Raw genomic sequence first — 24908 nt, forward strand, 5'->3', positions numbered from 1 at the left:
ATAATCTAGGTCTTTATTTTTACACGGATACAATATCTCATCTAACAATCCGCATGTCTAAAGGATATACTGACCACAATTAGTTTGTATTCGATCTTATTAAAGCTTACTTATCATGAAAAAGCTATCCAGTTTGGGCTTCGTGCGTCCAATTTTTTTGATCATTATTATTATCTTAGTCTCACTTCCGATGGGCTTTTATGGCATGTATCTCTATATCGCCCCATCACTCCCTGAAATGAGTTCACTAAAAAAAGCTCCGCTTTTAAAACCTCTACAGGTCTATACCTCGGATAATCAACTGATTGCCGAGTATGGTGGTAAGCTTTCTATTCCAGTTGAATACAAACAAATTCCTCCTGCTTTTATTCATGCATTTTTAGCAGCAGAAGATTCTTCTTTCTTTGAACATAGCGGGATCAGTTTTAAAGGTTTAGGGCGTGCTTTAAGTGAAAGTGTAACTGGTTCTGATGTGCAAACTGGTGGTTCAACCATTACCATGCAGGTTGCAAAGAACTATTATTTAAGTCCAGAAAGAACCTTAAAACGCAAAATAACCGAGATCTTTTTAGCTCGAAAAATTGAGCAAAATTTATCTAAAGAAGAAATTCTCAGTCTTTATGTGAATAAAATCTTCTTAGGAAAAAATGCCTACGGTATCGCAGCAGCAGCCAAAATTTATTACAACAAAAGTATTAATGAGCTCAGCATTGCTCAAATGGCAATGATTGCGGGTTTGCCAAAAGCACCTTCTAAATACAATCCTGTGGTTAATCCTGAACGTGCACTTGAACGCCGCAACTGGATTTTAGGCCGTATGTTACAGCTGGGTTATATCTCTCAAACAGAATATCAAAAAGCTGTAGCTGAACCGATTAATCTAAACATGCCCAATCGGGATTTAAATAATATTCACCCGTATGCGGGTGAAATGGTTCGTTCAGAGCTTGTAAAGCATTTTGGTGAACAAGCTATTGATTCTGGCTATAAAGTCTATACAACCATCAATGCTAAACGCCAAGCGATTGCAGAGAAATCTGTACAAGATGGTCTTGAAGCTTACGATCGTCGTCATGGCTGGCGTGGTGCGGAAGCACACGATAAACCATTAAATGAATTTAGAGCATATGCTAATACCTACCCTGCACAAGTTACCAAGGTAAATAGCAGCTCTTTTGACGCATTAATGCAAGATGGTACAACCGTTACTGTACAGTGGTCAGGTATGTCATGGGCTCGTCCCTATCGCAATGCGAATAGTGTAGGTGGTGCTCCTTCACGTGCATCTCAAATTGTTCAAGTTAAAGATATTGTTCGCTTACGTCCAAATGATGCAAAAACAGCATGGTCTTTAGTTCAGGTTCCAAAAGTTCAAGGTCAACTTATTGCGATTAACCCGAATGATGGTTCAATTGAAGCAATTGTAGGTGGTTATAACTTCTATCAATCGAAATTTAACCGTGCCTTACAAGGCTGGCGCCAACCTGGTTCAACGATCAAACCGTTTGTCTATGCACTGGCACTTGAACGCGGTATGACGCCGTACAGCATGGTGAATGATAGTCCTATCACAATTGGTAAGTGGACACCGAGAAACTCAGACGGTCGTTATTTAGGGATGATTCCATTACGTCGTGCTTTGTATTTGTCTCGTAATACCGTGTCGGTACGCCTTTTACAAACGGTGGGAATTGAACGTACTCGCCAATTATTCATGGATTTTGGTTTACAAGAAGATCAAATTCCACGTAACTACACCATTGCTCTAGGTACACCTCAAGTTTTACCAATTCAAATGGCAACTGGATACGCAACTTTTGCAAATGGTGGTTATCGCGTTCAACCACACTTTATTCAGCGTATTGAAGATGCATACGGTAAAGTGATTTATCAAGCTAAGCCAGAATATGCATGTATTCCATGTATTAATGCGCCAGACACAACTGATGACGAACAGAAGGCTACGACAACAGATGATGAAGTGATTGAGGTTACTAACAAAGACGTAGAGCAGAAAGAAAAGGCAGCTAAGCAACTTAATCTTAAACAAACTGATAAAGCGAATAGCGAATATCGCCAAGCTCAACGTATTTTAAAATCAAGCTCTGCTTACGATATGGCGAACATTTTACGTGATGTAATTGAGCATGGTACAGGCCGTGCCGCACTTAAAATTGGCCGTAGTGATTTAGGCGGTAAAACAGGTACAACCAACGATGCAAAAGATGCATGGTTTGCAGGCTTTAACGGCAAATTAGTGACTGTAACATGGGTTGGATTCGACCAACCGACAACATTAGGTCGACGTGAGTATGGTGGTATTGCTGCATTACCAATCTGGATTAACTTTATGGGTCAAGCATTGCAAGGTACGCCAGCATCTTGGGTTCGTTTAGATAAAGATGCTCAAGGTCCTATTTCACGTGACAAACAACAAACTACTACTGAGACTGAGGTAGGCGATAAGAAAACTTATCGTGCAGCTCCACCATTAGCACGCCCGCTATATCGCCCAGCACCACCCCAACCAAAACTAAGCAATGACAATGACTTTTCCGATTTACCAGGTGAGGAAATTGTTATTCCATCAAAAGCTGCACCTCCTGCCATGAAACCGTCACAGGGAGCAGCGCCGAAGCGTGAGAAAGATGAACTAGAAAATCTAATTAATCAGATTGAATAGCAAAAAAGAAGCCATCATCAGATGGCTTCTTTTTTGCGCTCTTAAAAACAAATCATCAGATGGCTTTTTACGCTTTTAAAAATGTACGGTTAGCTAGTTGTTTTATTACGTTTCCGAAAAACATAGATTTGAAAAGATGCCGTTACCTCTAATTGCAACTGCTGCTCTAACTGCAAACGACGCTCAGGAGAGGCTTTATAAGCATAAGGTGTCATAGCAATCAGATTTTTTAAAGCCTGTTGATCAAGCACAAAAGGAGCATTAATAATTTGCTCTTTTTTGAGTTCAAACAAATCTTGCAACTGCTCTACAAACTTTTCTGGTGTATGAGGGTTAACCTGCTCAAATAGAGCCTCACGCATTGCATACAGATGCTCAGATGCAGGAGTGACAACAATTAAATATCCATCATCTTTTAAAACACGAGCAATTTCTGCTTGTGGAATTGGGCTAAACAAACTGGTACATGCATCCATGCTGTGATCAAGCACAGGCAAAGTCGCACCAGTTCCCACAACCCAAGTCACCTCAGCATTAAGCTTTGCTGCGCGCTGTACCGCATTTTTTGCAATATCAACACCAACACATTGCTCAACGACTTGCTGCATAGCACTGGTGTAATAGCCTTCACCACACCCAATATCAAGTACGGTTTTTACATCTAATTGTTTTAATAAAGCGACTACAGCATGTTGTAAAGGCTGATAATAACCACCTTGTAAAAAAGCTCTTCGTGCATCGACAGACTCTGGGGTATCTCCAGGATTTTTACTATGTTTATGTTGCACAACATGTAAGTTCACATAACCTTGTTTAGCGACATCATAACTATGCCCTTGTCCACATCGCCAAGTTTTTTCATTTAAATCGAGAGACTGACGACACACAGGACACATTAAAATTTGCTTAGTCACTTTTAATTATTCTCTTGTTCTTTATGTTGTAAATAAGATTTTGCATGCATTCCCACAAATGTACGCCCTGCATTTGTTCCCTTAATCCATTCATCTACATGAAATAAATCAAATAGCCCCACTTTGACTAAAGTTGGAATAGCAATCTTTAACTCTTCCTCAATCTGGCCTCTTTGGCCTGCATTATATAATTCAATATTATGCAGCATTGTAGCGACAGTTCCTGTTTGCACCTGACTTCCATCTTTAAGCACAACTTGAGGTAATACTTCGCCCTCTCCAACTACTTTCTGATTAATTACAGATAATTGGTCTAGACCAGCAACTTTTGTCATTCATCTCTCCAATAAAAAAAGCCAGTAGAACTGGCTTTATATTGACACTAAAATAAGATCTATCGCAATTTTAAAGTCATTAGACCTAAAACTACTAATATAATTGTAATAATCCAAAAACGAATCACAACTTGGGTTTCTTTCCAGCCCTGCTTTTCATAGTGATGATGTAACGGCGCCATTAAGAACACGCGTTTATTACGCATCCGCAGCGATCCAATTTGCAAGAAGACAGATACAGCCTCCATTACAAATACACCACCCATAATCGCAAATACGATTTCTTGGCGTACCATAACAGCAATTGTTCCAAGCATCGCGCCTAAAGCTAATGCGCCAACATCACCCATAAAGATTTGAGCAGGGTGTGCGTTATACCAAAGAAATGCCAAGCCCGCACCAATCATCGCAGAGCAGATTACAACAAGCTCAGAGGTATATTTCACATATGGAATATGCAAATAGTTAGCGAAACGGATGTCACCTGACAAGTAAGCAAATACGCCTAAGCCCGTAGCTACCATTACAACAGGCATGATTGCCAAACCATCTAAACCATCAGTTAAGTTAACGGCGTTAGAGGCACCATTAATAACCAGATAGGTAAATACAATAAATGCCAAGCCTAAAGGAACCATAGAGAGTGGAATTGAAAGATTCTTAAAGAATGGAATCAATAAATCCAGCATGTTTGCAGTATGTTCAGCATTCGACTGTTGGGTTGCAATTAAATATAAAGCAATACCGGCCCCAAGCGATGCAACAGAAGTCCAGAAAAACTTCTTACGGGCAGGTAAACCAGCATTGTCTTTATAGCGGATTTTAATCCAGTCATCTGCCCAGCCCACAGCACCGAACACAACCATTACACCAAGCACAATCCAAACATAAGGGTTAGATAAATCAGCCCAAAGTAAAGTACTAATACCAATTGAAAGCAGAATTAAAATCCCGCCCATGGTTGGTGTACCCATCTTTTTAGCATGATTTTCAGGAGCAAATGAACTTACTGCCTGACCGTATTTTAACGCTTGTAATTTACGAATCATGATCGGTCCAAGGACCAAACCAATGGTCAGTGAAGTTAATACACTGAGTAAAGAACGTAATGTTAAATAACGAACGACCTGAAACGAACTGTGATAGCCCGCAAGTTGTTCAAACAACCATAACAGCATTTAAAGTTTCTCCATCAAATCAGCCATCAACGTTTCCATATGAGTAAAGCGAGAACCTTTAAACAGGAAACTCATGGACTGTGGTTGATGTGTTTGGATTAGATTGATTAGAAATGGAAGCGCCTCAGCTTGTGTCTGAAATGCTTTCACTTTATTGGAATGAGAGTGTGCACCCTCGAGAGCGGCTGGAGCAAACTGCCCAACTGCAATAATATGATCTAAATGAAGCTCAGCAAGATCACGGCCTAAATCGTGGTGTTCTTGCCAACTGCTATCACCTAACTCACCAATATCTCCCATGACCATCACTTTTACGCCTTGTTGTTGCAACAACACTTGTGCAGCAGCGCGCATTGAAGTCGGATTGGCATTATAGGTATCATCAATAAATAAGTAAGGTGACTTTTGAATAAAGTTAAGGCGACCTTTAGCTCCCTGAGCTTGCTCTAAGCCTTGGACAATATCTTCTAGTCCAATACCAATTGCTAAAGCAAAAGCCACAGCTGCGGTTGCATTCTGAACATTATGCTCACCTGCAAAAGGGAGTTTAACGGCACTGACGCCTTGCGGCGTATGTAGCGTAAAATTTGTTGATTGAGGTAATAATTCAATATCTGTTGCATACACATCGCCACCTACACCAAATGTAGAAATACGATGCGCTTTTGCAGCGTCAAGAATCTCAGCAGTGAAATCATCTTGTTGCGGTACGATTGCAACGCCATTTGGCAAAATATGACGATAAATTTCCGATTTAGCTCGGCAAATACCTTCACGTCCACCAAATTCGCCCAGATGAGCTGTACCAATATTTAAAATGCCTGCAACATGAGGCTGAACTAATTTAGAAGTATAGTCAATTTCACCTTGATGGCTTGCACCCAACTCCATCACCGCATATTGATGTTCCTTACGAAGCTCTAGCAGCATCATGGGCACACCAAGGTCATTATTTAAATTACCACGGGTAATTAATGTCGGAGCTAAGCGTGATAATATACTTCCCAACATTTCTTTAGTTGTGGTTTTACCGCTACTGCCTGTTAAAGCAATCACTTTTAATTGGGTATTTTGCTCACGGCGATAAGCGCCAAGTTGCCCCAAAGCCAAGCGAGTATCGGCAACAACTAACTGTGCAATTTCTATATCTAAAGGACGTTCAACAATGGCGATTTGACAACCATTCGCGGCAACCTGAGCTACAAAGTCGTGTGCATCAAAACGCTCACCTTTTAGTGCTAAAAAGGCATCCCCAGTTTCCGCATGACGAGAGTCCGTCAAAATACGTTTAATTTCAGTTTGAGGGATCTGGTCTTTATGCCAATAACCCTGCGTTGCCTGTTGTAATTGTTGAGCTGTCCACGGTTCCAAAGGCACGGTACTGGTGGTTGAAGTATGCATAAATAATCCTATTGTGCAGGGTAAGCAGCGTCTACAGTATGGTGTTGCGCAGCAATTGCTGATTGTACTTCGACAACATCATCAAACCAGTGGCGCACACCATTAATTTCTTGATAATTTTCATGACCTTTACCAGCAATAACCACAATATCACCAGCTTGAGCTTGCTGTGCAACAAATTTAATTGCTTCACGGCGATCATGAATTTCCTGCATGCGATGCCCAGAGAAATCAATTCCTTGCTTCATATCAGCAAAAATTTGTTCAGGGTCTTCAGTTCTTGGATTATCCGAAGTCAGAATAATCGGATTCGCTCCATCCAATGCTGCTTGAGTCATGAGTGGACGTTTACCGCGGTCACGATCTCCACCACACCCAAATACGGCCCAAAGCTGATTAGATACATGACGTTTTAAAGTTTTAAGCACCTGAATTAAAGCATCAGGTGTATGCGCATAATCCACAACAAATAAACGTTCACCATCACGAATGACCTGCATTCGTCCCGGCGCACCAATGAGCTTAGGAACAAAAGCGACTAAAGCTTTTAAATCAAAACCTGCTTGCTCAGCAGCAATAAGTGCTGCAATCAGATTTTCAACATTGAAATGCCCCAATAATGGACTCTGTACAGCAAAAGAACCTTGCGAGCTGACTAAATTAAAAGTAGCCCCTGCCAAAGAATAACTTAAGTCACTAATATAATAATCAGCCGTATTTTGGGTAAGTGAATACGTCAGAATCTTTGGCTGAGCAGGATTTTGTTTTGCTGCATTTATCATAAGAGCAGCATGTTCATCATCAAGATTAATAACAGCTACTTTTAAAGAATTAAAACGGAATAAGAGAGCCTTTGCTTCTGCGTAAGCCTCTAAAGTGCCATGATAATCCAGATGATCACGACTCAAATTACTATAAACAGCAATTTCAATCGCACAACCATTTAAACGGCCTTGCTCTAAGCCATGTGAGCTTGCTTCCAAAGAAGCGAAAGTTGCACCTTGTTTAGCATAATCATGTAATGCATTTTGTAGTTGTAAAGCATCGAGCGTAGTATGAGTTGATGGCGTCAGATCCGGCAAAATACCATTACCTGTTGTTCCCATCACCGCACAGCGCTGTTGTTGTGAACTAATTAATTCAGCAACTAAACGTGAAATTGTCGTTTTACCATTTGTGCCTGTTACTGCAACAATACGTACTGGCGTAACAGGATCAATATGTTGCAAATAACGCTCTTGCCATTCGCCTATGCGCTGACGTACATCAGGGCATACCCATTCATTTGCCACACCCAGCTCCGTCTCGCTAATGATGGCAAGTGCGCCATTAGCTAAAGCTGACTCTGCAAAAGCACGTGTTTTTTCAGGTTGGCTATAACTGGTCAAAGCAATAAAAATTTGGCCTGACTCAACCTTACGACTGTCCAGACTAAAGCCATGAAAAGGCTGCTGAGACCACTGTGCATTAATCTCGACTGGATTAATTTCTTGAAAAGAAACAGACATAGCTTACCTGCGAATAGGATTTACTGAAGTATCAAGGGGCTTATCAAGCGGTACATTCATTAAACGTAATGATTCTTGCATAATGCGTGCAAAAACAGGGGCCGCAACCAAACCACCGTAATAACGGCCTTGTGGGTTTTCAACAACGACAATAACAGCTAAACGTGGGTCACTAATTGGCGCAACACCAGCAAATAAAGCACGGTATTCATTATTTGAATAACCTTTACGGTCTGCACGAAGTTTATGAGCCGTACCTGTTTTACCACCAACGCGATAACCCGGAATATTAGCTTGCTTTGCAGTACCACCAGGCATCGTAACCTGCTCTAACATAAGCAAAACCTGATCAGCAATTTTTGGAGCAAGAACTTGTTCCCCTTTAGGTGCTTGATCGAGTTTATGCAAGCTTAGAGGCATTTTTACGCCATGATTTGCAAGCATTGCATAGCCTTGCGCCAACTGAAGAATAGTTGCGTTTAGGCCATAACCATAAGCCATGGTACCAATTTGAGAAGAGTTCAATTTACTTACTGGAAGCACTAAACCTGAACTTTCCCCCGGAAACTTCACAGCCGAGCGTTTACCAAAACCTGCACGATTAAAGAAGCTTGGTAGTGTTTCTTTTGGAAGTGACAATGCAATTTTTGCAGAACCCACGTTTGAAGATTTGATAATGACGCCACTAACAGTTAAAGCACCATAGTTGTGGGTATCACGAATCGTATGCCAACCTAAACGCATTGAACCTGGAGAAGTATTTACAATCGTGTTAGGCGTATATTGCCCAGTTTCTAATGCAGAAGAAATTGTAAATGGCTTCATGGTTGAACCCGGTTCGAACATATCAATCGCACCGCGGTTACGCATGGCATCTTTATTAGACAAACCGTTTTTATCATTCGGGTTATATGACGGCCAACTGGTCATTGCCAGAATTTCACCAGTCTTAACATCTACAGCAATTGCCGTTGCCGAACGGGCATTATTTGCAACACCAGCTGCGGTCAACTCTCTATACATAATGTATTGCAAACGAGAGTCGATACTTAAAGTGATATTTTCGCCTGGCTCCCCCTCACGGATAACCTCTGAAACTTTTAAGCGATTTCCGCGTTTATCACGAATAATTTTTTGCTCACCATCCACACCTGACAGCTGTTTATTGAGCTGCATTTCCAAGCCTTCAATCCCTTGGCCTTCACTGTTGGTTAAACCAATAATCTGGGCATTTGGCTGCGGTTGAGGATAATAACGCTTATAGGTTTTCTCGGCATACACGCCTTGAAAGTTACCCTTCGTAATAAGGTCTGCCTGTTGCGGTGGTATTTCTTTTTTCAGAACCAGATAACGAGAACGCGGTCGTGCATTCATCTGCTTTTTAAGATCAGCACGGTCTAAACCAACGACATCCGCCAACTCATCAAGATTCAAGTTTTTATCAGGTAATTGTCGTTTTAATTTACGATTATTCGGATCTTTCTTTAATTCCGCTGTAATTTGGTCATATAAATGCTTTGTATCAAAATAATCACGCGGATCCATTACGATTTTCATGATCGGTGTACTAATTGCCAAAGGCACACCATGGCGATCACTAATCACGCCACGCATAGCTTCCACACGCTCAGTACGCAAAATATTGGCATTGGCCTTGTTTTGTAAAAAATCCTTATTAATTACCTGTACATAAAATGCACGTGCAATTAAAACAACAAAACAGAGTAACACTACTGCCCAGAGCAGATAAAACCGCCACATATCAAAGGCAAGAGTTGGTTTTTCCGAAATAGACTGCTGTTTTTTCCGTGTTTGTTTTGTTCGCTTATCTACCATACAGCAAGGCCTTACTTATTTTGCTCTGAGGTCATTGGTAAAGAAATTACCACCGTTTCTGCAGCCGGTGGAGAAAACATCCGTAGCTGAGTTACAGCACGTGTACCAATCTGTGCCGTTGCACCAAAGGTTTGTTGCTCAATGAGCAAACGCCCCCATTCAGCATTGAGATCATCACGTTCACGCATATAAGAGCTAAGCTCTCTATAATCATGACGATATTCAAATACTTGAAATACCACCATCATGGCACTTATAAAAACAAGTGCCACCAAGACTGTATACACCACAACTTTTTTCACCACTTTGTTTTCTGTGGTTGCGATTTCATCACTGCTTTTCATTACGCGCCTTTTTCTTCCAAGCGTTCAGCAACCCGAAGCCATGCACTACGTGATCGAGGGTTCGCTTTTACTTCTTCTTCACTCGCACGAACCCGTGAAATTTTCTTTAATCTTCTTGTATCTACCCGCTGCTCTGGCATTCCCCAACCGAAATCTTCTGCTAACGTAGATTCTTTTTGAATAAACTGCTTAATTAGTCGGTCTTCAAGAGAATGGAAACTAATAACAGACAAACGTCCTTCCGGTTTGAGTAAGTCTACAGCTTGCGGCAAAAACACTTCAATATCTTCGAGCTCTTTATTAATAGCAATACGAATAGCCTGAAATGTACGTGTCGCTGGATGTTTATGTTTTTCCCATTTTGGATGAGCTGTTTTTACAAGTTCCGCCAATTGAGCAGTTGTATCTAGTTTTCCAGCATTTTTAATGGCTTTAGCAATACGTCGACTATAACGCTCTTCACCATATTGATAAATAATATTTGCTAATTGTTCTTCTTCAATTTCAAGTAACCACTCAGCCGCAGTTAAACCCTTAGAATTATCCATTCGCATGTCCAACGGACCATCTTGCATGAAACTAAAACCACGTTCTGCCTGATCAAGTTGAGGAGATGACACTCCCAGATCAGCCATAATGCCATCAACACTCATCACGCCAATTTCCTGCATCTTCTCTTTGATATCAGCAAAACTCGCATGAATGATTGTAAATCTTGGATCTTCTTGTGCCAAAGCAGCAGCAACTTCCAGTGCTTGAGGGTCTTTATCAAATGCATATACTCGTGCATTTTCATCAAGTTTAGAGAGCAATAAACGTGTATGCCCACCTCTTCCGAAGGTTGCATCGATATACACCCCTGTTGTGCGATCTGCCAATAAGCTCTCAACGGTCTCAAAAAGTAAGACAGAAATATGCGACATAGGTGTTAAATCATTGCGTAAAAATGTAACTGCACATTATCACCTTGTTTATGATCAACACCAAACGGCTTTTTGTAGGAAAATATTAATTTTTCATAGATAAAACCGTTTTGTTAGCATTTTTTAAGCAAAAAAAGAAAGCAAGCTCACTTTTTTAAGTTTGCTTGCTTTCTCTATAAATATTTAGTTTTTAAGTTTTCTATTTGGTCTACTGTTTTTAAAACATTTTATTTACTGCTTTCCATCGTAAATTTGATCAAAAACGGCCCCATTTGCAAAATGAGTTTTTTGAGCTTTAGCCCAGCCACCAAAAACATCATTAATGGTAAATAATTTAATTTTTGGGAATTGTGCTGCATATTTAGCAGCCACTTGTGCATTGCGTGGTCGGAAATAATGTTTAGCCGCCAACTCTTGCCCCAACGGTGAATATAAGAAGTTCAAATAGCCTTTTGCTAAAGTTCGATTGCCATCTTTATCTACGGTTTTATCTACAATTGCGACGGAAGGCTCTGCCAAAATTGAAATTGATGGATAAACGATTTCATATTTATCTTTATCAGGTCCTTTAGTCGCCAATAAAGCTTCGTTTTCCCATGATAATAAAACATCACCAATTCCACGCTCAGCAAATGTTGTTAGCGAACCACGTGCTCCCGAATCAAGTACTTTTACATTGTGATAAAGTTTTTTAACTAGTTCACGAGCTTTTGCATCATTTCCGCCCGGTTGTTTTAAAGCATAACCCCATGCCGACAAATAAATCCAACGCGGTGCGCCCCCTGTTTTAGGATTAGGGGTGATAATTTCCACACCTGGTTTTGTTAAGTCATTCCAGTCACGTATATTTTTTGGATTACCTTTTCGCACGAGGAATACAACAGTCGAAGTATAAGGTGCAGAATTATTTGGAAATTCTTTTTGCCAATTCGGTTGGATAAAACCTGCTTTCACAATCTCATCAATATCATTCGCTAGCGCTAACGTTACAACATCGGCTTCAAGACCCGTAGCTACTGCCCGAGCTTGTTTACCAGATCCACCATGCGACTGTTTAAACTCAACATCCTGACCTGTACGCTGTTTCCAGAACTTCCCAAAAGCCTGATTATATTCTTGATAAAATTCTCGAGTCGGATCATAAGAAACGTTTAAAAAAGAAGTAGCTGCCTGAGCCGCTGTTGCCATTCCCAAGTACACCGCTACAGCCATTATTGATATTTTTTTCATTTACAAAATCCATCATTGGTTTTAGTTTTACTATATTTTTAATTTTATAATTTACAATCAATTACTTATATTAATATATTTTTTATTAATCTCTTTAAAATATATAGCTTAAGATGCCTAAATCACTTCATTTTTGAAATTTTTTGTAATTATTCTTACAACTTAATCAGGGCCTTCACTTTATCTACACATTAATTTGTTAAATAATGAAGCGTAAAGGATACATATGACCTACATTGGGGTCGACCAGATTAAAATATAGATAATTTTTGTAAAAAGTGTGACACAGTTCCACTTTTTTATTAAGATTTATGTTTAAATCGTAGCATTACCGTAATTTTACATTTCGTTAAACTCAAAAAATAGTTGAAATGTAATGAACAGAGGGGATGATTAATAATGAAAATTCATTATGGAAAAGCGTTAAGCTTAAGTTTGGTGCTGGGTTTAGCATCACAATTTTCTGCAGCAGCAGTACTTAAAGATACCCCAAATAAAACCGGGTCAGATAAGCAGACTTCGCTTATTGAAAAAGCTTTAGATCAACAGAAACGTAATCCTATTGTATTACCTTCTTCAGATGATGAGCTTAAGGTACTCAATACTATTCGCGTTACACCGACTCAAAATTTTCTTGCTGCACAACACGAACGTTTTTCACGTTTTGTTCAGGCAATCTTCCAGCCGCATGCTTCTTAAAATCTGAAACACCCCCTCTTCGTTTCAGTTTTAGCCCAGACTGACGTTAAATAAAACGTCAGAATACTGGGCTTTTTCGTTATAATAGTTTCAATTTTTATTTTGACCCATTACCTATGAAAGTTCGTACTCGTATTGCACCTTCTCCTACCGGTTTTCCTCATGTCGGCACTGCCTACATCGCTTTATTTAACATGTGTTTTGCGAAACAACATGGCGGAGAATTTATTTTAAGAATTGAAGATACAGACCAACTTCGCTCTACACCAGAATCTGAAAAAATGATTTTGGATTCATTGCGTTGGTTAGGTTTAAACTGGTCTGAAGGTCCAGATATAGGTGGTCCTCATGCCCCGTATCGCCAATCTGAACGTATGGGAATTTATAAGCAATACGCATTAGAACTTGTTGAAAAAGGTCATGCTTTTTATTGTTTCGCTACTGCTGAAGAACTAGACCAGATGCGTGCTGAACAACAAGCACGCGGTGAAACACCCAAATATGACGGTCGCGGGTTAAAACTTTCTCAAGAAGAAGTGACTCGTCGCTTAGAAGCGGGGGAACCCCATGTCATCCGTATGAAAGTACCTGAAGAAGGTATTTGTAAATTTAATGACTTATTACGCGGGGAAGTTGAAATTCCTTGGGCACAAGTCGACATGCAAGTTCTTCTTAAAAATGATGGCTTACCGACTTATCATTTAGCGAATGTTGTAGATGACCATTTAATGGAAATCACTCATGTATTGCGTGGTGAAGAATGGCTTCCATCTGCACCGAAGCATCAATTGCTTTACCAATATTTTGGTTGGGAAATGCCGACACTTTGCCATATGCCGTTGTTACGTAACCCAGATAAATCAAAATTATCTAAACGTAAGAACCCGACATCAATTAACTACTACCGCGATATCGGCGTTTTACCAGAGGCCTTATTAAACTATTTAGGCCGTATGGGCTGGTCAATGCCAGATGAAAGAGAAGTTTTCACATTACAAGACATGATGGATAGCTTTGATATTCAACGTGTTTCACTAGGTGGGCCAATTTTTGATGTTGAAAAACTGAATTGGTTAAATGGTCAATGGATCAAAGGTTTAACACCTGGCCAATTATTAGACCGTTTATTAACATGGAAAAGTGATCGCAGCACTTTAGAAGATATTGCAGCTGCCATTCAACCGCGTATTAATTTACTTTCAGAAGCTGTGAATTGGGCTGGTTTCTATTTTAACCATATGCCACAAATTACTGCTGAAATGTTTGAAAGCAAAAAATTGACTCAAGAACAGGTTCGTCAAAGTCTGCAATTTGCAATTTGGCGTCTTGAAGGCCAGTTTACTTGGAACAATGACACTGTTAGCCAAACCCTAATGGATCTTGCGAACCAGATGGAGATTAAATTACGCGATTTCATGCCAGCGTTCTTTATCGCAATTGCAGGTTCAACTAGTTCAACACCTGTAATGCAGTCGATGGTCACCCTTGGACCTGATTTAACTTTTGCTCGTTTACGCCGTGCCTTAGAAGTTGTGGGTGGACCAAGCAAGAAAGAAGTTAAAAATTGGGAAAAACTCAATGAGAGCCTAAAATTGCCTAAAAATGAAGCAACTAGCGAAGCTTAATTCATTTTTTTGTTGACGTGTGAGCGCATCCCCCCTAATATTGCGCTCACACAAACTGGGGTCATAGCTCAGTTGGTAGAGCGCTACAATGGCATTGTAGAGGTCAGCGGTTCGATCCCGCTTGACTCCACCACGCTCCTTTGTGTTTGCCTCATCAAGTCCCTATCGTCTAGAGGCCTAGGACATCGCCCTTTCACGGCGGTAACCGGGGTTCGAATCCCCGTAGGGACGCCATATTCTGCTTTAAAAAATTATAAAAAGACTCTATCGTCACCTTACTGTTTATTCTTTATCTCTTTCTAGATTGCACATTTGTCTATTTTATCTAAAATAGCGTCTTTCTTAATTCTCTCAATGTGTAATATGCAGCCATCTGACAATCAACTAGATGCTCATCAGCATCAGAACAGTACTGCACCTTTAAAAAGAGCCATGAGTACTCGCCATCTTGTGATGTTATCACTAGGCGGAGCTATCGGAACTGGTCTCTTTTTAGGTTCAGGGGAAGTCATTTCACAAACTGGAGCTATTGGCGCAATTATTGCCTACATTCTTGGTGGCGCGATCGCTTATATGGTCATGCTTTGCCTAGGAGAGCTTGCTGTACACATGCCTGTTTCAGGCTCTTTTGGTGCTTATGCCAAAAAATATATTAGTCCTAGTACTGGCTATATGATTTCTTGGATGTACTGGCTGACCTGGACTGCAACGCTTGGAACTGAGTTCACAGCTGCAGCATTACTCATGCAGGAATGGTTCCCACATATTTCAATGTGGATCTGGACAATTGTTTTTGCAATTACTATTTTTGGTTTAAATATTAGTTCAACTCGCATTTTTGCTGAGTCTGAGTTCTGGTTAGCTCTTGTTAAAGTCATTACCGTTATTGCTTTTATTGTGCTCGGCCTTTTAGCAATTTTTGGTTTAATTCCTTTTCATGGTAGCCAAACTGCACCGCTGTTTAGCAATCTTACTGCTCAAGGCTGGTTCCCACATGGCTTAATTCCTATTTTTACTACCATGCTGATTGTTAACTTTGCTTTCTCAGGCACAGAATTAATTGGCGTAGCAGCAGGTGAAACTAAAGATCCGGCTCAGAATGTACCTAAAGCAATTAATGCTGCGATTTGGCGTCTTCTTATTTTCTTTGTCGGGACCATTATTGTTATTAGCGCTTTGCTTCCTTTTCAGCTTGCAGGTTTAGGCGGTGAAAGCGTAAGTAGTAGTCCTTTCGTTACTGTATTTAATTATATTGGCATTCCATATGCGGATGACATTATTCGATTTGTAATTATTACAGCTCTGCTTTCAGCAGCAAACTCAGGACTTTATGCCGCTTCACGTATGATGTGGTCACTGTCGGAACAAAAATTACTGCCTAGCGTATTTGCCACTCTATCAAAAAGTGGAACACCGATTGTAGCTCTAGTGGTAACGATGTTCGGTGCAATTCCGGGTTTATTGTCAGAGCAATTTGCACCAGAGACTATTTTTAAGAATCTACTCGGTGTAGCTGCTTTTACCATGGTTATTGTCTGGATGAGCATTTGTTTAAGTCAGTTCAATTTCCGCCGCCAATGGTACAAATCTGGTCATACTGTTAAAGACTTGCAATATGCCGCTCCATTATTTCCTATCGTTCCAATTTTAGGTTTTATTTTCTGCTTTATTACTTGCTTAAGTATGGCTGCAGACCCTGAAATGCGTGCTGGTTTTGTGGGCTGTCTGATTTTTACAGCTTTATGTTATGTCAGCTATTTTATTTTTTACCGCAATAAAGTCTAAATCGTTTTGATTGTTTTAAAGTGTAGCAAAAAGCTACACTTTTTTTTACCTAGATACTGGCTTTATAGAATCTACCGTTGTAGATTAAAATTTATATTAAAAACAATTCTTTGCCTACAATGAAAATTATATTTATCCATGGGATGAATCAACAGAATTACACAGCACATCGTTTAAAGGAGCATTGGCTAAAAGTATTTAAACTGGGCTTAAAACAATTACATTGTAGAGTTAATTTAAGAGATCTACATATACATATGCCATTTTATGGCGATTTAATGACGAAATATCAATTATCTAATCAATTAGACCTCAACACCTTACTTCCAAAATCTTTTAACTTTCATTTACCTATCCACTTAAACCAGCAATCCCCTACACCTAAGGAACACACTCCTTTTGTACCCCATCTTCCTCTTTCTCCTGACCAACCTGCAGAAAGTTTATCAGAACGCTTATATCTGACTTCACAGTTAGTAAAAGATCGTGTTCTTAAAGAAATGGTTATGCTTTTAAATAACTTTCCCAAACTACATGAGAGCTTAATTCAACAATTCTTGATTGAAACGTACATGTACTTATCTAATCCTGATTTTATGTACGAAGTTCACCAAAGAATTTTAAAACAAATGCATGATGATGAAGACTGCATTGTAGTCGCACACTCTTTAGGTTCTGTGATCGCATTTCACTTGCTATCAGATCCCTCTTATCATTTTGCAGTACAACGCTTTGTTACCTTAGCTTCACCACTTTCTTTTCGGGTGATTCAAAGTAAACTTCCCATTCCGATTGAACGACCAAAATGCCTCAATGGTGATTGGTATAATTTCTACTCAAAAGATGATTTTTTAACTGCTTTTCCGTTAAGTGAAGCACCTTTTAATTTTACTCCGCCCATCATTAATCAAGAGATTTTTACTTTTGCTAACCAGCCGCATGAGATTTTAGGGTATCTACAACATCCGTCCGTTATAAAGGCAATTATTGAGCCTTTTCAGAAAAATGAAGGATAAATGTATATATTTTCTACAATTAGAGTTATTTTTAATCGGTTGACTCTTTTTTTTAATATTTCTTCAGAAAACTATTTGACACTTTTATTAAATCGACCTAATATACGCCCACCTCTGAAACGTCCCTATCGTCTAGAGGCCTAGGACATCGCCCTTTCACGGCGGTAACCGGGGTTCGAATCCCCGTAGGGACGCCAATAATTTTTCAGATGTATGCCTCACATATTGTCCCTATCGTCTAGAGGCCTAGGACATCGCCCTTTCACGGCGGTAACCGGGGTTCGAATCCCCGTAGGGACGCCAAATTCTAAAAAGCCACTGCAAATGTCAGTGGCTTTTTTCTTGCCTAAAAAATAAAAAGCCAATCAATGATCAGCTTTTCCTACGCTCTATGAGCTTGCAATTCCCACTTGTACTTCGAGGCGACCCGACTGTACCCGTAGTCCTCTAATTTCAAATTGATCTACCAATTGCTGGACCAACTCTCGACTTTCTCTCAAAATATTCAAACCAGGTAAAATACTAAAATCAGTCAAGCTCAAAAGCTTTTCAACCATCCAAGAGCGGTTATTAATAAAGTCAATAAATCCCGCCTGCTCTAGGTCAATAAACCACATACGGTGACCATCACGTTGGATACCCGGAATATCACCAATCAAATGATTAATAAGTGAGGGAATGGGTAACATATTTACGACCTCAAAACCAACCCGACCAATACGGCGCACAGCCCAATTTGACAGTGTTCCTCCATGACGAATCTGGACATCAAGACTTTCATCCATTTGACGTAGGCGCAAAAATTTTTCCTGCCCAATACGACATTCCAATACTTTAAAATCTAAACTTAAACGGTACATGAACCGATGATAATGCCCGTCAATTTCGACTTGAAAACTATCATTCCCACATTTAATTTTAATATCATCAATTTCAGAGCGATCAATGCGCTTACGAATTTGATTATTTAATAACATTTCAGGTAAGTACAACGTTAAGGTACTCTTCCCCAAAAATGTACGCGCCATTATCAATGCGACTTGGCGTGCGGTTTCACTGGTTTCAGACACCATATCTCTTACAGTGCCGGCCGCCAGATTTGTCATTCCAACAACTCCACGTCTGGTGTGGGTAGTCACTTGATCGAGCGCGTCTAAAGCCGCGTCAGCAACCTCTGCAATATTACGTGTGGTGTCGCTAGCAAACCCGACTGCATCTTGGGCATGTTGCAATGTCTTATGCAGTAATCGACGAGATAATGACGGTTTTGCGGTATCTGGGGTAGCTAAAACCGATGCTGTCGTTGTAGGCTGCGACTTATTGTCATCTTGTTGACCCAAGTCCCTCTCTCCTTTTTATATTTATTCCACGTCCTATTTACGAGTATTTAAGCTCATTTATAGTGCTAATCACACTTCATTTTTCTGTAGATTAGCATGCTCTACAATATTATTTTAATTTTTATGTGTACGGATAAATCATCAGTTTTTTATATTTCTTTGTTTATTCATAAGTAATTTTTTGCTAACTCACAGCGCTTCATCGATATCTTACAAATTTTTTTCTTTTCCGACATTTCCGTTAGAATAGATTCAAACTAAATGTGGAGTTCTCATGCAATATCGTTGCCCTCAATGTCAGAGTGTTAAAATTATGCCTGTAAGCCAAGGCATTAACAGCGTAAAACCAGCAGTTCCTAAAAGCCTTGCTATCTTGATTCCTGCACTTTTTGTACTTTTGCTCTTGGTTGTGATTAGCATTTTTATGTGGATTTTTGGCAATGGTGCAGGTAGCACTCTTCAAATTGCAACAGTAGTTGTTTTTGTTGTGACTGTAGGAGCAGGTTTTATGTTTTGGCGTGATTTGCCAGACTTTAAACTGTCTATGCAAGCATTTATGCAGTCACAAAAACATTGGAAATGCCGTGACTGCAATCACGAATGGGAAATTTAAAAAAAGTGTTCACATCAGCTTAATGCTGATGTGAATGTTCTTTGTCATTGTCATCATGCTCGTGTGAAGCATGTTGAGCAATATGCTGACAATTAATCTCAGCATCGTCTTCAATTTGCAATGTCACTTCGCCAATACCATGTTCATGAGAAAGCATTTCAACAGCATCTTGATAGAGCTTGGTACGGTCCGCTTGAGGCGCAAATAAGTGCACCGTTAAATGGATATTTTTAGAAGTAATCGCCCATACTTTAAGTTGGTGAATACTCTCCACACCGTTTAAAGAAAGTAGATCTGTACGTAACTTCTCAATATCCACTTCTTCCGGCACACCTTCGAGCAAAATATTAATACTTTGTTTAAGTAAAACCCATGTTCTTGGTAATACCCAAAAGCCAATCAATACCGCAATAATCGTATCGACCCAGTACCAGTTGGTGAAGTAAATGATGAGTGCCCCAATAATAACGCCGACTGAGCCTAGCGCATCACTCAATACCTCTAGATAAGCACCTTTAACATTTAGGCTACTATTAGCACTCGACATGAGAATTTTCATTGAGATGAGATTAATCACCAAACCAATGGTCGCCACAATGAGCATTCCCATACTTTGAATTTCAGGTGGCTTAGAGAAGCGGATATAGGCCTCATATAAAATATAAATTGCCACCACAAAAAGCATGAGTGCATTAAATAAAGCAGCCAGAATTTCAAAGCGCTGATAACCGAAAGTGCGTTTATTATCGGCAGGACGTTTGGAAATTTGAATGGCGACCAAAGCAATTGCCAAAGCAGCTGCATCTGTAAACATATGCGCAGCGTCAGAAAGCAATGCCAAACTTTGTGTGATTAAACCTGCAATGACCTCAACAATTAAAAACGTTGTCGTAAGCGCTAAAGCAATCGTTAATTTCTTAGCATTACCTTCAGTCACTACAGCATGACTATGATCATGACCATGATGTCCACCCATTTTGCGGACTCCTTTTTATTTATCTTTATGGTGAGTTAAAAGTAACGATGAAGACACCATTACCTTTAACTCTTTCAAACACTTTTTTGAGTTGACTCTGTCATCAAAAAAGATATCTCAAATCGATGACATTATGAATGCTCAACACTTTTCGTCTTGCCTTCATTCATCCATCGATAAATGACCGGTAATAAAACCAGAGTTAATATCGTAGATGAAATAATGCCACCGATTACTACAGTTGCCAAAGGTCGCTGTACTTCTGCACCAGTTCCAGTTGCCAAAGCCATTGGAATAAAGCCAAGAGATGCGACACAAGCCGTCATGAGTACAGGTCTTAAACGTAAGATTGCTCCATTCCATGTTGCAGTTTGAATATCAAATTTTTCTCTAAGCTCTTTAATAAAGCTCAGCATCACCAGACCATTCAAAACAGCAACACCCGACAAAGCAATAAATCCAACACCAGCCGACATAGACAGCGGAATATCTCTTAACCAAAGGGCAATAAGACCACCTGACAAAGCAAACGGCACGCCACTAAAGACCAACAGGCTTTCTTTAACATTATGAAATACAGCCATGAGTAAAATAAAAATCATAGCAAGCGCCAATGGAACAACAATTTTCATTCTGGCAGCAGCTGAGGCTAAATTTTCAAATTGACCACCATATTCCAACCAATAACCTGCTGGCAGTTGTTCTTTTGCGAGTGTTGCTCTTAATTCTTGAACAAATGATCCTAAGTCACGGCCTTCTACATTTGCAGTAATAATGACACGGCGCTTACCATTTTCACGTCCCACCTGATTTAAACCTGAGGTACGTTCAACTTTAGCGACATCTTGAAGCTGGATCAGTCCACCATTTGGTAGCTGAATCGGAAGTTGAGCTAAGTTTTGGATGGTACGCTGCTGGTCTTCTAGGCGAATTTCAAAATCAAATCGTCTATCCCCTTGTAAAATCTGCCCAACATTTTGTCCACCAACACTTGCTGCCACAATATCTTGAATAGCTTTTGCAGATAATCCGTATTGCGCAGCCAGAGGTCGGTTAATTTCAACACTCAGCACCGGTAAACCGCTCGTTTGTTCTACCTTAACCGCTGTGGCACCTGAAATTTTTTGTACTTTCTGAGCGAGTGCTTGAGCCTGCTCATTAAGTACTTGCATATCATCGCCAAAAATCTTGACACCAATATCACTCCGGATCCCTGAAATTAGCTCATTAAAGCGTAGCTCAATCGGTTGAGAGAACTCACTGTTATTACCGGGTAATGTCGCTAAAAAAGCTTCCATACGTGAACGCAGCTCAGCTAACGTCTCTTTAGAGTTTGGCCATTGATCATGTGGTTTAAGTAAAATAACTGCATCAGATATATTAGGCGGCATCACATCCGTTGCAACCTCAGCCGTTCCTGTTCGTGCAAAAACAGCTTTTACCTCGGGAAAGTTTTTCAAAATGAGTTTTTCAGTATTTTCCTGCATTCGTAGTGATTGCTCGAGCCCAGTACTCGGTGAACGCATTTGCTGCAAGGCAAAATCACCTTCGCTGAGTTGCGGTGCAAATTCACTGCCCATTTGGGTAGCTAACACGCCTGTGAGCACTAAAATACTTAATGCAAAACTAACAACCACAATCTTAAGTTGATAAGCATAATTGAGGACATCTCGGTATTTCTGCTTTAAAAGCAACATCCAACGCGTTTCTTTTTCTTTCACTTCACCTGTAACAAAAAGAGCAACTGCCGCAGGTACAAATGTCACAGAAAGAATCATGGCACCCAATAATGCCATCACCACAGTCATCGCCATTGGATGGAACATTTTGGCTTCAACACCAGATAAAGCAAAAATAGGTAAATAGACCACCAAAATAATCATTTGCCCAAAAATAAGTGGTCGACGGGCCTGTTTTGCTGCAAGGAAAACTTCTTTAAATCGCTCAGCTCGTGTAAGAGGTCGGTATAAAGCATGCTGTGCTTCTGCTAGACGTCGAATACAGTTCTCTACAATAACAACTGCACCATCTACAATAATCCCGAAATCAAGCGCTCCTAAGCTCATTAGGTTGGCACTAATGTTTTGTTCAGCCATACCTGTCAGGGTAAATAACATCGAAAGTGGAATAACGCAGGCTGTGATTAAAGCAGCTCGAAAATTACCTAGGAAAATAAACAAAATCACAATAACCAGAATTGCACCTTCAACAAGGTTCTTCTGTACGGTTGCAATTGCTTTGTTTACTAAACTTGTTCGGTCATAAACCGTTTCGATTTCCACACCTTTAGGTAAGGTAGGCTGAATTTCCTTAATTTTGGTATCAACCGCCTGAGCAACGGTACGGCTATTTTCTCCCATCATCATCATGGCAATGCCAAGAACCGTTTCCTCACCGTTGTAAGTTGCAGCTCCTGTTCTTAAATCATGCCCAATAGAAATATTTGCCACATCGGTCACACGAATTGGTAACCCATTTTTGGTGCTCACAGTAATGTTTTGAATATCTTGAACACTACTTAGCATGCCTGGCACACGAACGGTGAGTTGCTCTCCATTTTCTTCAATGAAACCAGCACCACGGTTTTCATTATTTTCTTGCAGAGCAGTTTGAAATTCATTGATTGAAATCTGAAGCTGCTGCAAACGTTTTAAATCAGGTGACACAATATAGGTTTTATTGTAGCCACCAATACTGTTAATCTCTGCTACGCCTTTCACACGCTGCAATTGAGGACGCACAATCCAGTCCTGAATTTCACGTAAATCCATGGCTGTATATGTTGTACCATCTGCTTTCTTAGCGCCTGATTTTGCTTTTACCACCCATTGGTAAATTTCACCTAAACCTGTAGAAACAGGAGACATGACTGGATCGACTGATTCGGGCAGTTGCCCGTCAGCCTCTTGTAAACGTTGGTTAATCAGTTGTCTTGCCCAATAAATATCGGTTCCATCTTTAAAAATGATGGTGACTTGGGATAGCCCATAACGTGAAATAGAGCGGGTTTGTTCCAGATTAGGAATACCAGCCATCGCATTTTCAATAGGATAGGTAATCCGCTGTTCAACCTCTAAGGCGGTATACCCATTGGCTTGAGTATTAATCTGAACTTGCGTATTAGTAATATCTGGAACTGCATCAATAGGAAGCTTTTGATAACTCCAGATCCCAACTCCAATCCAAGTCAGTACAAATAACATGACCCAAATAGCATTTTGAATAGCAAACTGAATAACTCTATCAAACAACCCTTCTGGTTTAGGTAGCTCTGGTTTATTAATGTCCATGCTCCGCCTCTCCTTTTTCCAGTTCGGATTTCAGCAAGAAGCTACCTTCTGCCACATAGCGCTGGCTTGGATTAATACCTTTTACAACTTCGACCCACTGGCCATCTTTAGAACGTTGCCCCAACTGCACAGTGACAGGTTCAAACTCAAAACCTGTTTTGACCATTTTTGGAGTAAAGATAACGTCTTTACCTTCAACTTGTTGAATCGCCTGAGCTTTTACACGGGTCACTTTTTGCGTTGTGCCTGAAGAATTCAGCTCAACATTAACCATTAAGTTTGGACGCAATTCACTACTATTTGCCAAGACCTTGGCACGTACTTGTAAACGCCCCGTTTGAGCATCGGCTTCAGTTGTTAAACTTTGAACTTGAGCGTTAAATGCATTCCCAGTTTGTAAAGATTTAAATTCAATCTGCTGATTTGGCTGTAAATTCAGATTTGCGGTGCTTGGTAAAATAAACTCCAGCCACAACTGATCAAGCTGATTAATAATAAAAAGTTGGTCTGCTAACTGTACGTTTTCACCCACCACAATATCTTTATTACTCACCATCCCAGCAATTGGCGCTGTTAAGGTATAGCGCCCTCCTGAGCCGGAACCCGCCCCGAATGCACTTAGACGTGAGCGAGCTGCTTTCACTTGAATTTGGGCCTGCTGGTAAGCGTTATAAGCTCGTTGATAATCTTGTTTGGCAGAAATTCCTTGAGACCATAAGCTACGCTCACGTTCATAGTCCTGACGCGCTAAATCAAGATTAGACTGGGCAATTTGCAAATTGGCTTGTTGATCGACCAAATCTGGAACTAATAAGCTTGCAAGAGCCTGCCCTTTTTTAACCTGTTGCCCCAATTCAACATATACCGCTTCGACACGACCACTAAAGCTTGGCGAGACATGGGCTTGTCGGTCTGTATTCACAACCAGTTTTGCTGGATAAGTTTGAAGTTGAGGAACTTCACCTAGTTCAGCTTGTTCAATTTTTAAATTTTGTTCCTGCATTTGCTGAGCAGTGAGTAGCAGTGGTTTTTCACCTTCTTCATGGTGTTCTTCACCCTCTTCTTCAGCATGCCCGTGACCTTCCGATGCTTCAGAAGAATTAGATTTATTTTTTGAATTTAAAACCAGTAAACCAATTAAGATTGCAGTGATTGCAGCAATCACCCCTACCCAGAGCCATTGAGAATTTTTCTTTAAATTTGTCGACATTA

At 40.2% G+C, this 24908-nt stretch carries 19 protein-coding genes and 4 tRNA genes; 10 read left to right on the forward strand and 13 right to left on the reverse strand.

Annotation, left to right across the window (positions count from 1 at the left end; genetic code table 11):
- The first annotated feature begins 115 nt into the window (after positions 1-115).
- On the forward strand, positions 116-2683 hold the full coding sequence (gene ponA / locus ACS125_RS02395) for a penicillin-binding protein PBP1a (RefSeq protein WP_443270338.1): 2568 nt from the start codon (positions 116-118) through the stop codon (positions 2681-2683).
- An 89-nt stretch (positions 2684-2772) separates the two neighbouring features.
- Here the strand turns inward: ponA and ACS125_RS02400 are convergent, their stop codons facing one another.
- The 9 genes from ACS125_RS02400 to ACS125_RS02440 form a co-directional block, all read right to left on the reverse strand.
- Positions 2773-3597, reverse strand: a complete 825-nt coding sequence (locus tag ACS125_RS02400) for a putative RNA methyltransferase (protein ID WP_174727828.1) — start codon at positions 3595-3597, stop codon at positions 2773-2775.
- Between the two features lie 2 nt (positions 3598-3599).
- The gene (locus tag ACS125_RS02405; protein WP_174727825.1) at positions 3600-3932 is read right to left on the reverse strand and encodes a DUF7709 family protein; all 333 of its coding nucleotides are present in this window, start codon (positions 3930-3932) and stop codon (positions 3600-3602) included.
- 59 nt (positions 3933-3991) lie between these two features.
- On the reverse strand, positions 3992-5110 hold the full coding sequence (gene mraY / locus ACS125_RS02410; protein WP_004789827.1) for a phospho-N-acetylmuramoyl-pentapeptide-transferase: 1119 nt from the start codon (positions 5108-5110) through the stop codon (positions 3992-3994).
- Positions 5111-6511, reverse strand: a complete 1401-nt coding sequence (locus ACS125_RS02415; RefSeq protein WP_443270341.1) for a UDP-N-acetylmuramoyl-tripeptide--D-alanyl-D-alanine ligase — start codon at positions 6509-6511, stop codon at positions 5111-5113.
- 8 nt (positions 6512-6519) lie between these two features.
- The gene (locus ACS125_RS02420) at positions 6520-8019 is read right to left on the reverse strand and encodes a UDP-N-acetylmuramoyl-L-alanyl-D-glutamate--2,6-diaminopimelate ligase (RefSeq protein ID WP_443270343.1); all 1500 of its coding nucleotides are present in this window, start codon (positions 8017-8019) and stop codon (positions 6520-6522) included.
- 3 nt (positions 8020-8022) lie between these two features.
- A complete protein-coding gene (gene ftsI, locus ACS125_RS02425; protein ID WP_005300944.1) occupies positions 8023-9855 on the reverse strand; it encodes a penicillin-binding protein PBP3 in 1833 nt (610 codons plus the stop codon).
- Between the two features lie 11 nt (positions 9856-9866).
- Positions 9867-10199: a cell division protein FtsL gene (ftsL, locus tag ACS125_RS02430; RefSeq protein WP_004789835.1), complete on the reverse strand. Its 333-nt coding sequence runs from the start codon at positions 10197-10199 to the stop codon at positions 9867-9869.
- On the reverse strand, positions 10199-11122 hold the full coding sequence (rsmH, locus tag ACS125_RS02435) for a 16S rRNA (cytosine(1402)-N(4))-methyltransferase RsmH (protein ID WP_005300940.1): 924 nt from the start codon (positions 11120-11122) through the stop codon (positions 10199-10201). The genes ftsL and rsmH overlap by 1 nt, the downstream gene beginning before the upstream one ends.
- Before the next feature lie 231 nt (positions 11123-11353).
- On the reverse strand, positions 11354-12352 hold the full coding sequence (locus tag ACS125_RS02440) for a sulfate ABC transporter substrate-binding protein (protein WP_005044064.1): 999 nt from the start codon (positions 12350-12352) through the stop codon (positions 11354-11356).
- 399 nt (positions 12353-12751) lie between these two features.
- Here ACS125_RS02440 and ACS125_RS02445 point away from each other — a divergent pair, with 399 nt between their 5' ends.
- The 8 genes from ACS125_RS02445 to ACS125_RS02480 all read left to right on the forward strand — a co-directional run bounded on the left by ACS125_RS02445 (position 12752) and on the right by ACS125_RS02480 (position 17780).
- The gene (locus tag ACS125_RS02445; protein WP_005300933.1) at positions 12752-13051 is read left to right on the forward strand and encodes a hypothetical protein; all 300 of its coding nucleotides are present in this window, start codon (positions 12752-12754) and stop codon (positions 13049-13051) included.
- A gap of 116 nt (positions 13052-13167) precedes the next feature.
- Positions 13168-14676, forward strand: a complete 1509-nt coding sequence (gene gltX, locus ACS125_RS02450) for a glutamate--tRNA ligase (protein ID WP_443270347.1) — start codon at positions 13168-13170, stop codon at positions 14674-14676.
- Between the two features lie 57 nt (positions 14677-14733).
- Positions 14734-14809: transfer RNA gene (locus tag ACS125_RS02455), tRNA-Ala, on the forward strand.
- A 25-nt stretch (positions 14810-14834) separates the two neighbouring features.
- A tRNA-Glu gene (locus tag ACS125_RS02460) sits at positions 14835-14910 on the forward strand.
- A 129-nt stretch (positions 14911-15039) separates the two neighbouring features.
- Positions 15040-16461, forward strand: a complete 1422-nt coding sequence (locus ACS125_RS02465) for an amino acid permease (RefSeq protein ID WP_004789844.1) — start codon at positions 15040-15042, stop codon at positions 16459-16461.
- Between the two features lie 119 nt (positions 16462-16580).
- A complete protein-coding gene (locus tag ACS125_RS02470) occupies positions 16581-17477 on the forward strand; it encodes a hypothetical protein (protein WP_151963844.1) in 897 nt (298 codons plus the stop codon).
- 121 nt (positions 17478-17598) lie between these two features.
- A tRNA-Glu gene (locus ACS125_RS02475) sits at positions 17599-17674 on the forward strand.
- 30 nt (positions 17675-17704) lie between these two features.
- Positions 17705-17780: transfer RNA gene (locus ACS125_RS02480), tRNA-Glu, on the forward strand.
- Between the two features lie 86 nt (positions 17781-17866).
- On the opposite strand, the gene ACS125_RS02485 is transcribed toward ACS125_RS02480, so the two are convergent.
- Positions 17867-18817, reverse strand: coding sequence for a hypothetical protein (locus ACS125_RS02485; RefSeq protein ID WP_005300925.1), 951 nt, complete (start codon positions 18815-18817; stop codon positions 17867-17869).
- A 274-nt stretch (positions 18818-19091) separates the two neighbouring features.
- Between ACS125_RS02485 and ACS125_RS02490 the strand changes: the two genes are divergently transcribed.
- Positions 19092-19430 carry a hypothetical protein gene (locus tag ACS125_RS02490; protein WP_004789850.1) on the forward strand — a complete coding sequence of 113 codons (339 nt, stop codon included), beginning with the start codon at positions 19092-19094 and terminating at the stop codon, positions 19428-19430.
- A gap of 19 nt (positions 19431-19449) precedes the next feature.
- Here ACS125_RS02490 and ACS125_RS02495 read toward each other — a convergent pair whose 3' ends face one another.
- From ACS125_RS02495 to ACS125_RS02505, 3 genes are all read right to left on the reverse strand, one after another.
- Positions 19450-20406, reverse strand: a complete 957-nt coding sequence (locus ACS125_RS02495; protein ID WP_004789853.1) for a cation diffusion facilitator family transporter — start codon at positions 20404-20406, stop codon at positions 19450-19452.
- 131 nt (positions 20407-20537) lie between these two features.
- Positions 20538-23696 carry an efflux RND transporter permease subunit gene (locus ACS125_RS02500; protein WP_443270350.1) on the reverse strand — a complete coding sequence of 1053 codons (3159 nt, stop codon included), beginning with the start codon at positions 23694-23696 and terminating at the stop codon, positions 20538-20540.
- Complete coding sequence (locus ACS125_RS02505; RefSeq protein WP_347925657.1) at positions 23686-24906, reverse strand: efflux RND transporter periplasmic adaptor subunit; 1221 nt, start codon at positions 24904-24906, stop codon at positions 23686-23688. The genes ACS125_RS02500 and ACS125_RS02505 overlap by 11 nt, the downstream gene beginning before the upstream one ends.
- Positions 24907-24908 lie beyond the last annotated feature (2 nt).

The sequence above is a fragment of the Acinetobacter sp. PFS20 genome, from assembly GCF_052261015.1.
Lineage (GTDB): Bacteria > Pseudomonadota > Gammaproteobacteria > Pseudomonadales > Moraxellaceae > Acinetobacter.

Coding starts and splice junctions, on each gene's coding strand:
- ACS125_RS02500 (WP_443270350.1), bottom strand. CDS start 23,696: ATGGACATTAATAAACCAGAGCTACCTAAACCAGAAGGGTTGTTTGAT.
- ACS125_RS02440 (WP_005044064.1), bottom strand. CDS start 12,352: ATGAAAAAAATATCAATAATGGCTGTAGCGGTGTACTTGGGAATGGCA.
- ACS125_RS02490 (WP_004789850.1), top strand. CDS start 19,092: ATGCAATATCGTTGCCCTCAATGTCAGAGTGTTAAAATTATGCCTGTA.
- ponA (WP_443270338.1), top strand. CDS start 116: ATGAAAAAGCTATCCAGTTTGGGCTTCGTGCGTCCAATTTTTTTGATC.
- rsmH (WP_005300940.1), bottom strand. CDS start 11,122: ATGTCGCATATTTCTGTCTTACTTTTTGAGACCGTTGAGAGCTTATTG.
- mraY (WP_004789827.1), bottom strand. CDS start 5,110: ATGCTGTTATGGTTGTTTGAACAACTTGCGGGCTATCACAGTTCGTTT.
- ACS125_RS02405 (WP_174727825.1), bottom strand. CDS start 3,932: ATGACAAAAGTTGCTGGTCTAGACCAATTATCTGTAATTAATCAGAAA.
- ftsI (WP_005300944.1), bottom strand. CDS start 9,855: ATGGTAGATAAGCGAACAAAACAAACACGGAAAAAACAGCAGTCTATT.
- ACS125_RS02445 (WP_005300933.1), top strand. CDS start 12,752: ATGAAAATTCATTATGGAAAAGCGTTAAGCTTAAGTTTGGTGCTGGGT.
- gltX (WP_443270347.1), top strand. CDS start 13,168: ATGAAAGTTCGTACTCGTATTGCACCTTCTCCTACCGGTTTTCCTCAT.
- ACS125_RS02495 (WP_004789853.1), bottom strand. CDS start 20,406: ATGGGTGGACATCATGGTCATGATCATAGTCATGCTGTAGTGACTGAA.
- ftsL (WP_004789835.1), bottom strand. CDS start 10,199: ATGAAAAGCAGTGATGAAATCGCAACCACAGAAAACAAAGTGGTGAAA.
- ACS125_RS02505 (WP_347925657.1), bottom strand. CDS start 24,906: ATGTCGACAAATTTAAAGAAAAATTCTCAATGGCTCTGGGTAGGGGTG.
- ACS125_RS02470 (WP_151963844.1), top strand. CDS start 16,581: ATGAAAATTATATTTATCCATGGGATGAATCAACAGAATTACACAGCA.
- ACS125_RS02415 (WP_443270341.1), bottom strand. CDS start 6,511: ATGCATACTTCAACCACCAGTACCGTGCCTTTGGAACCGTGGACAGCT.
- ACS125_RS02420 (WP_443270343.1), bottom strand. CDS start 8,019: ATGTCTGTTTCTTTTCAAGAAATTAATCCAGTCGAGATTAATGCACAG.
- ACS125_RS02465 (WP_004789844.1), top strand. CDS start 15,040: ATGCAGCCATCTGACAATCAACTAGATGCTCATCAGCATCAGAACAGT.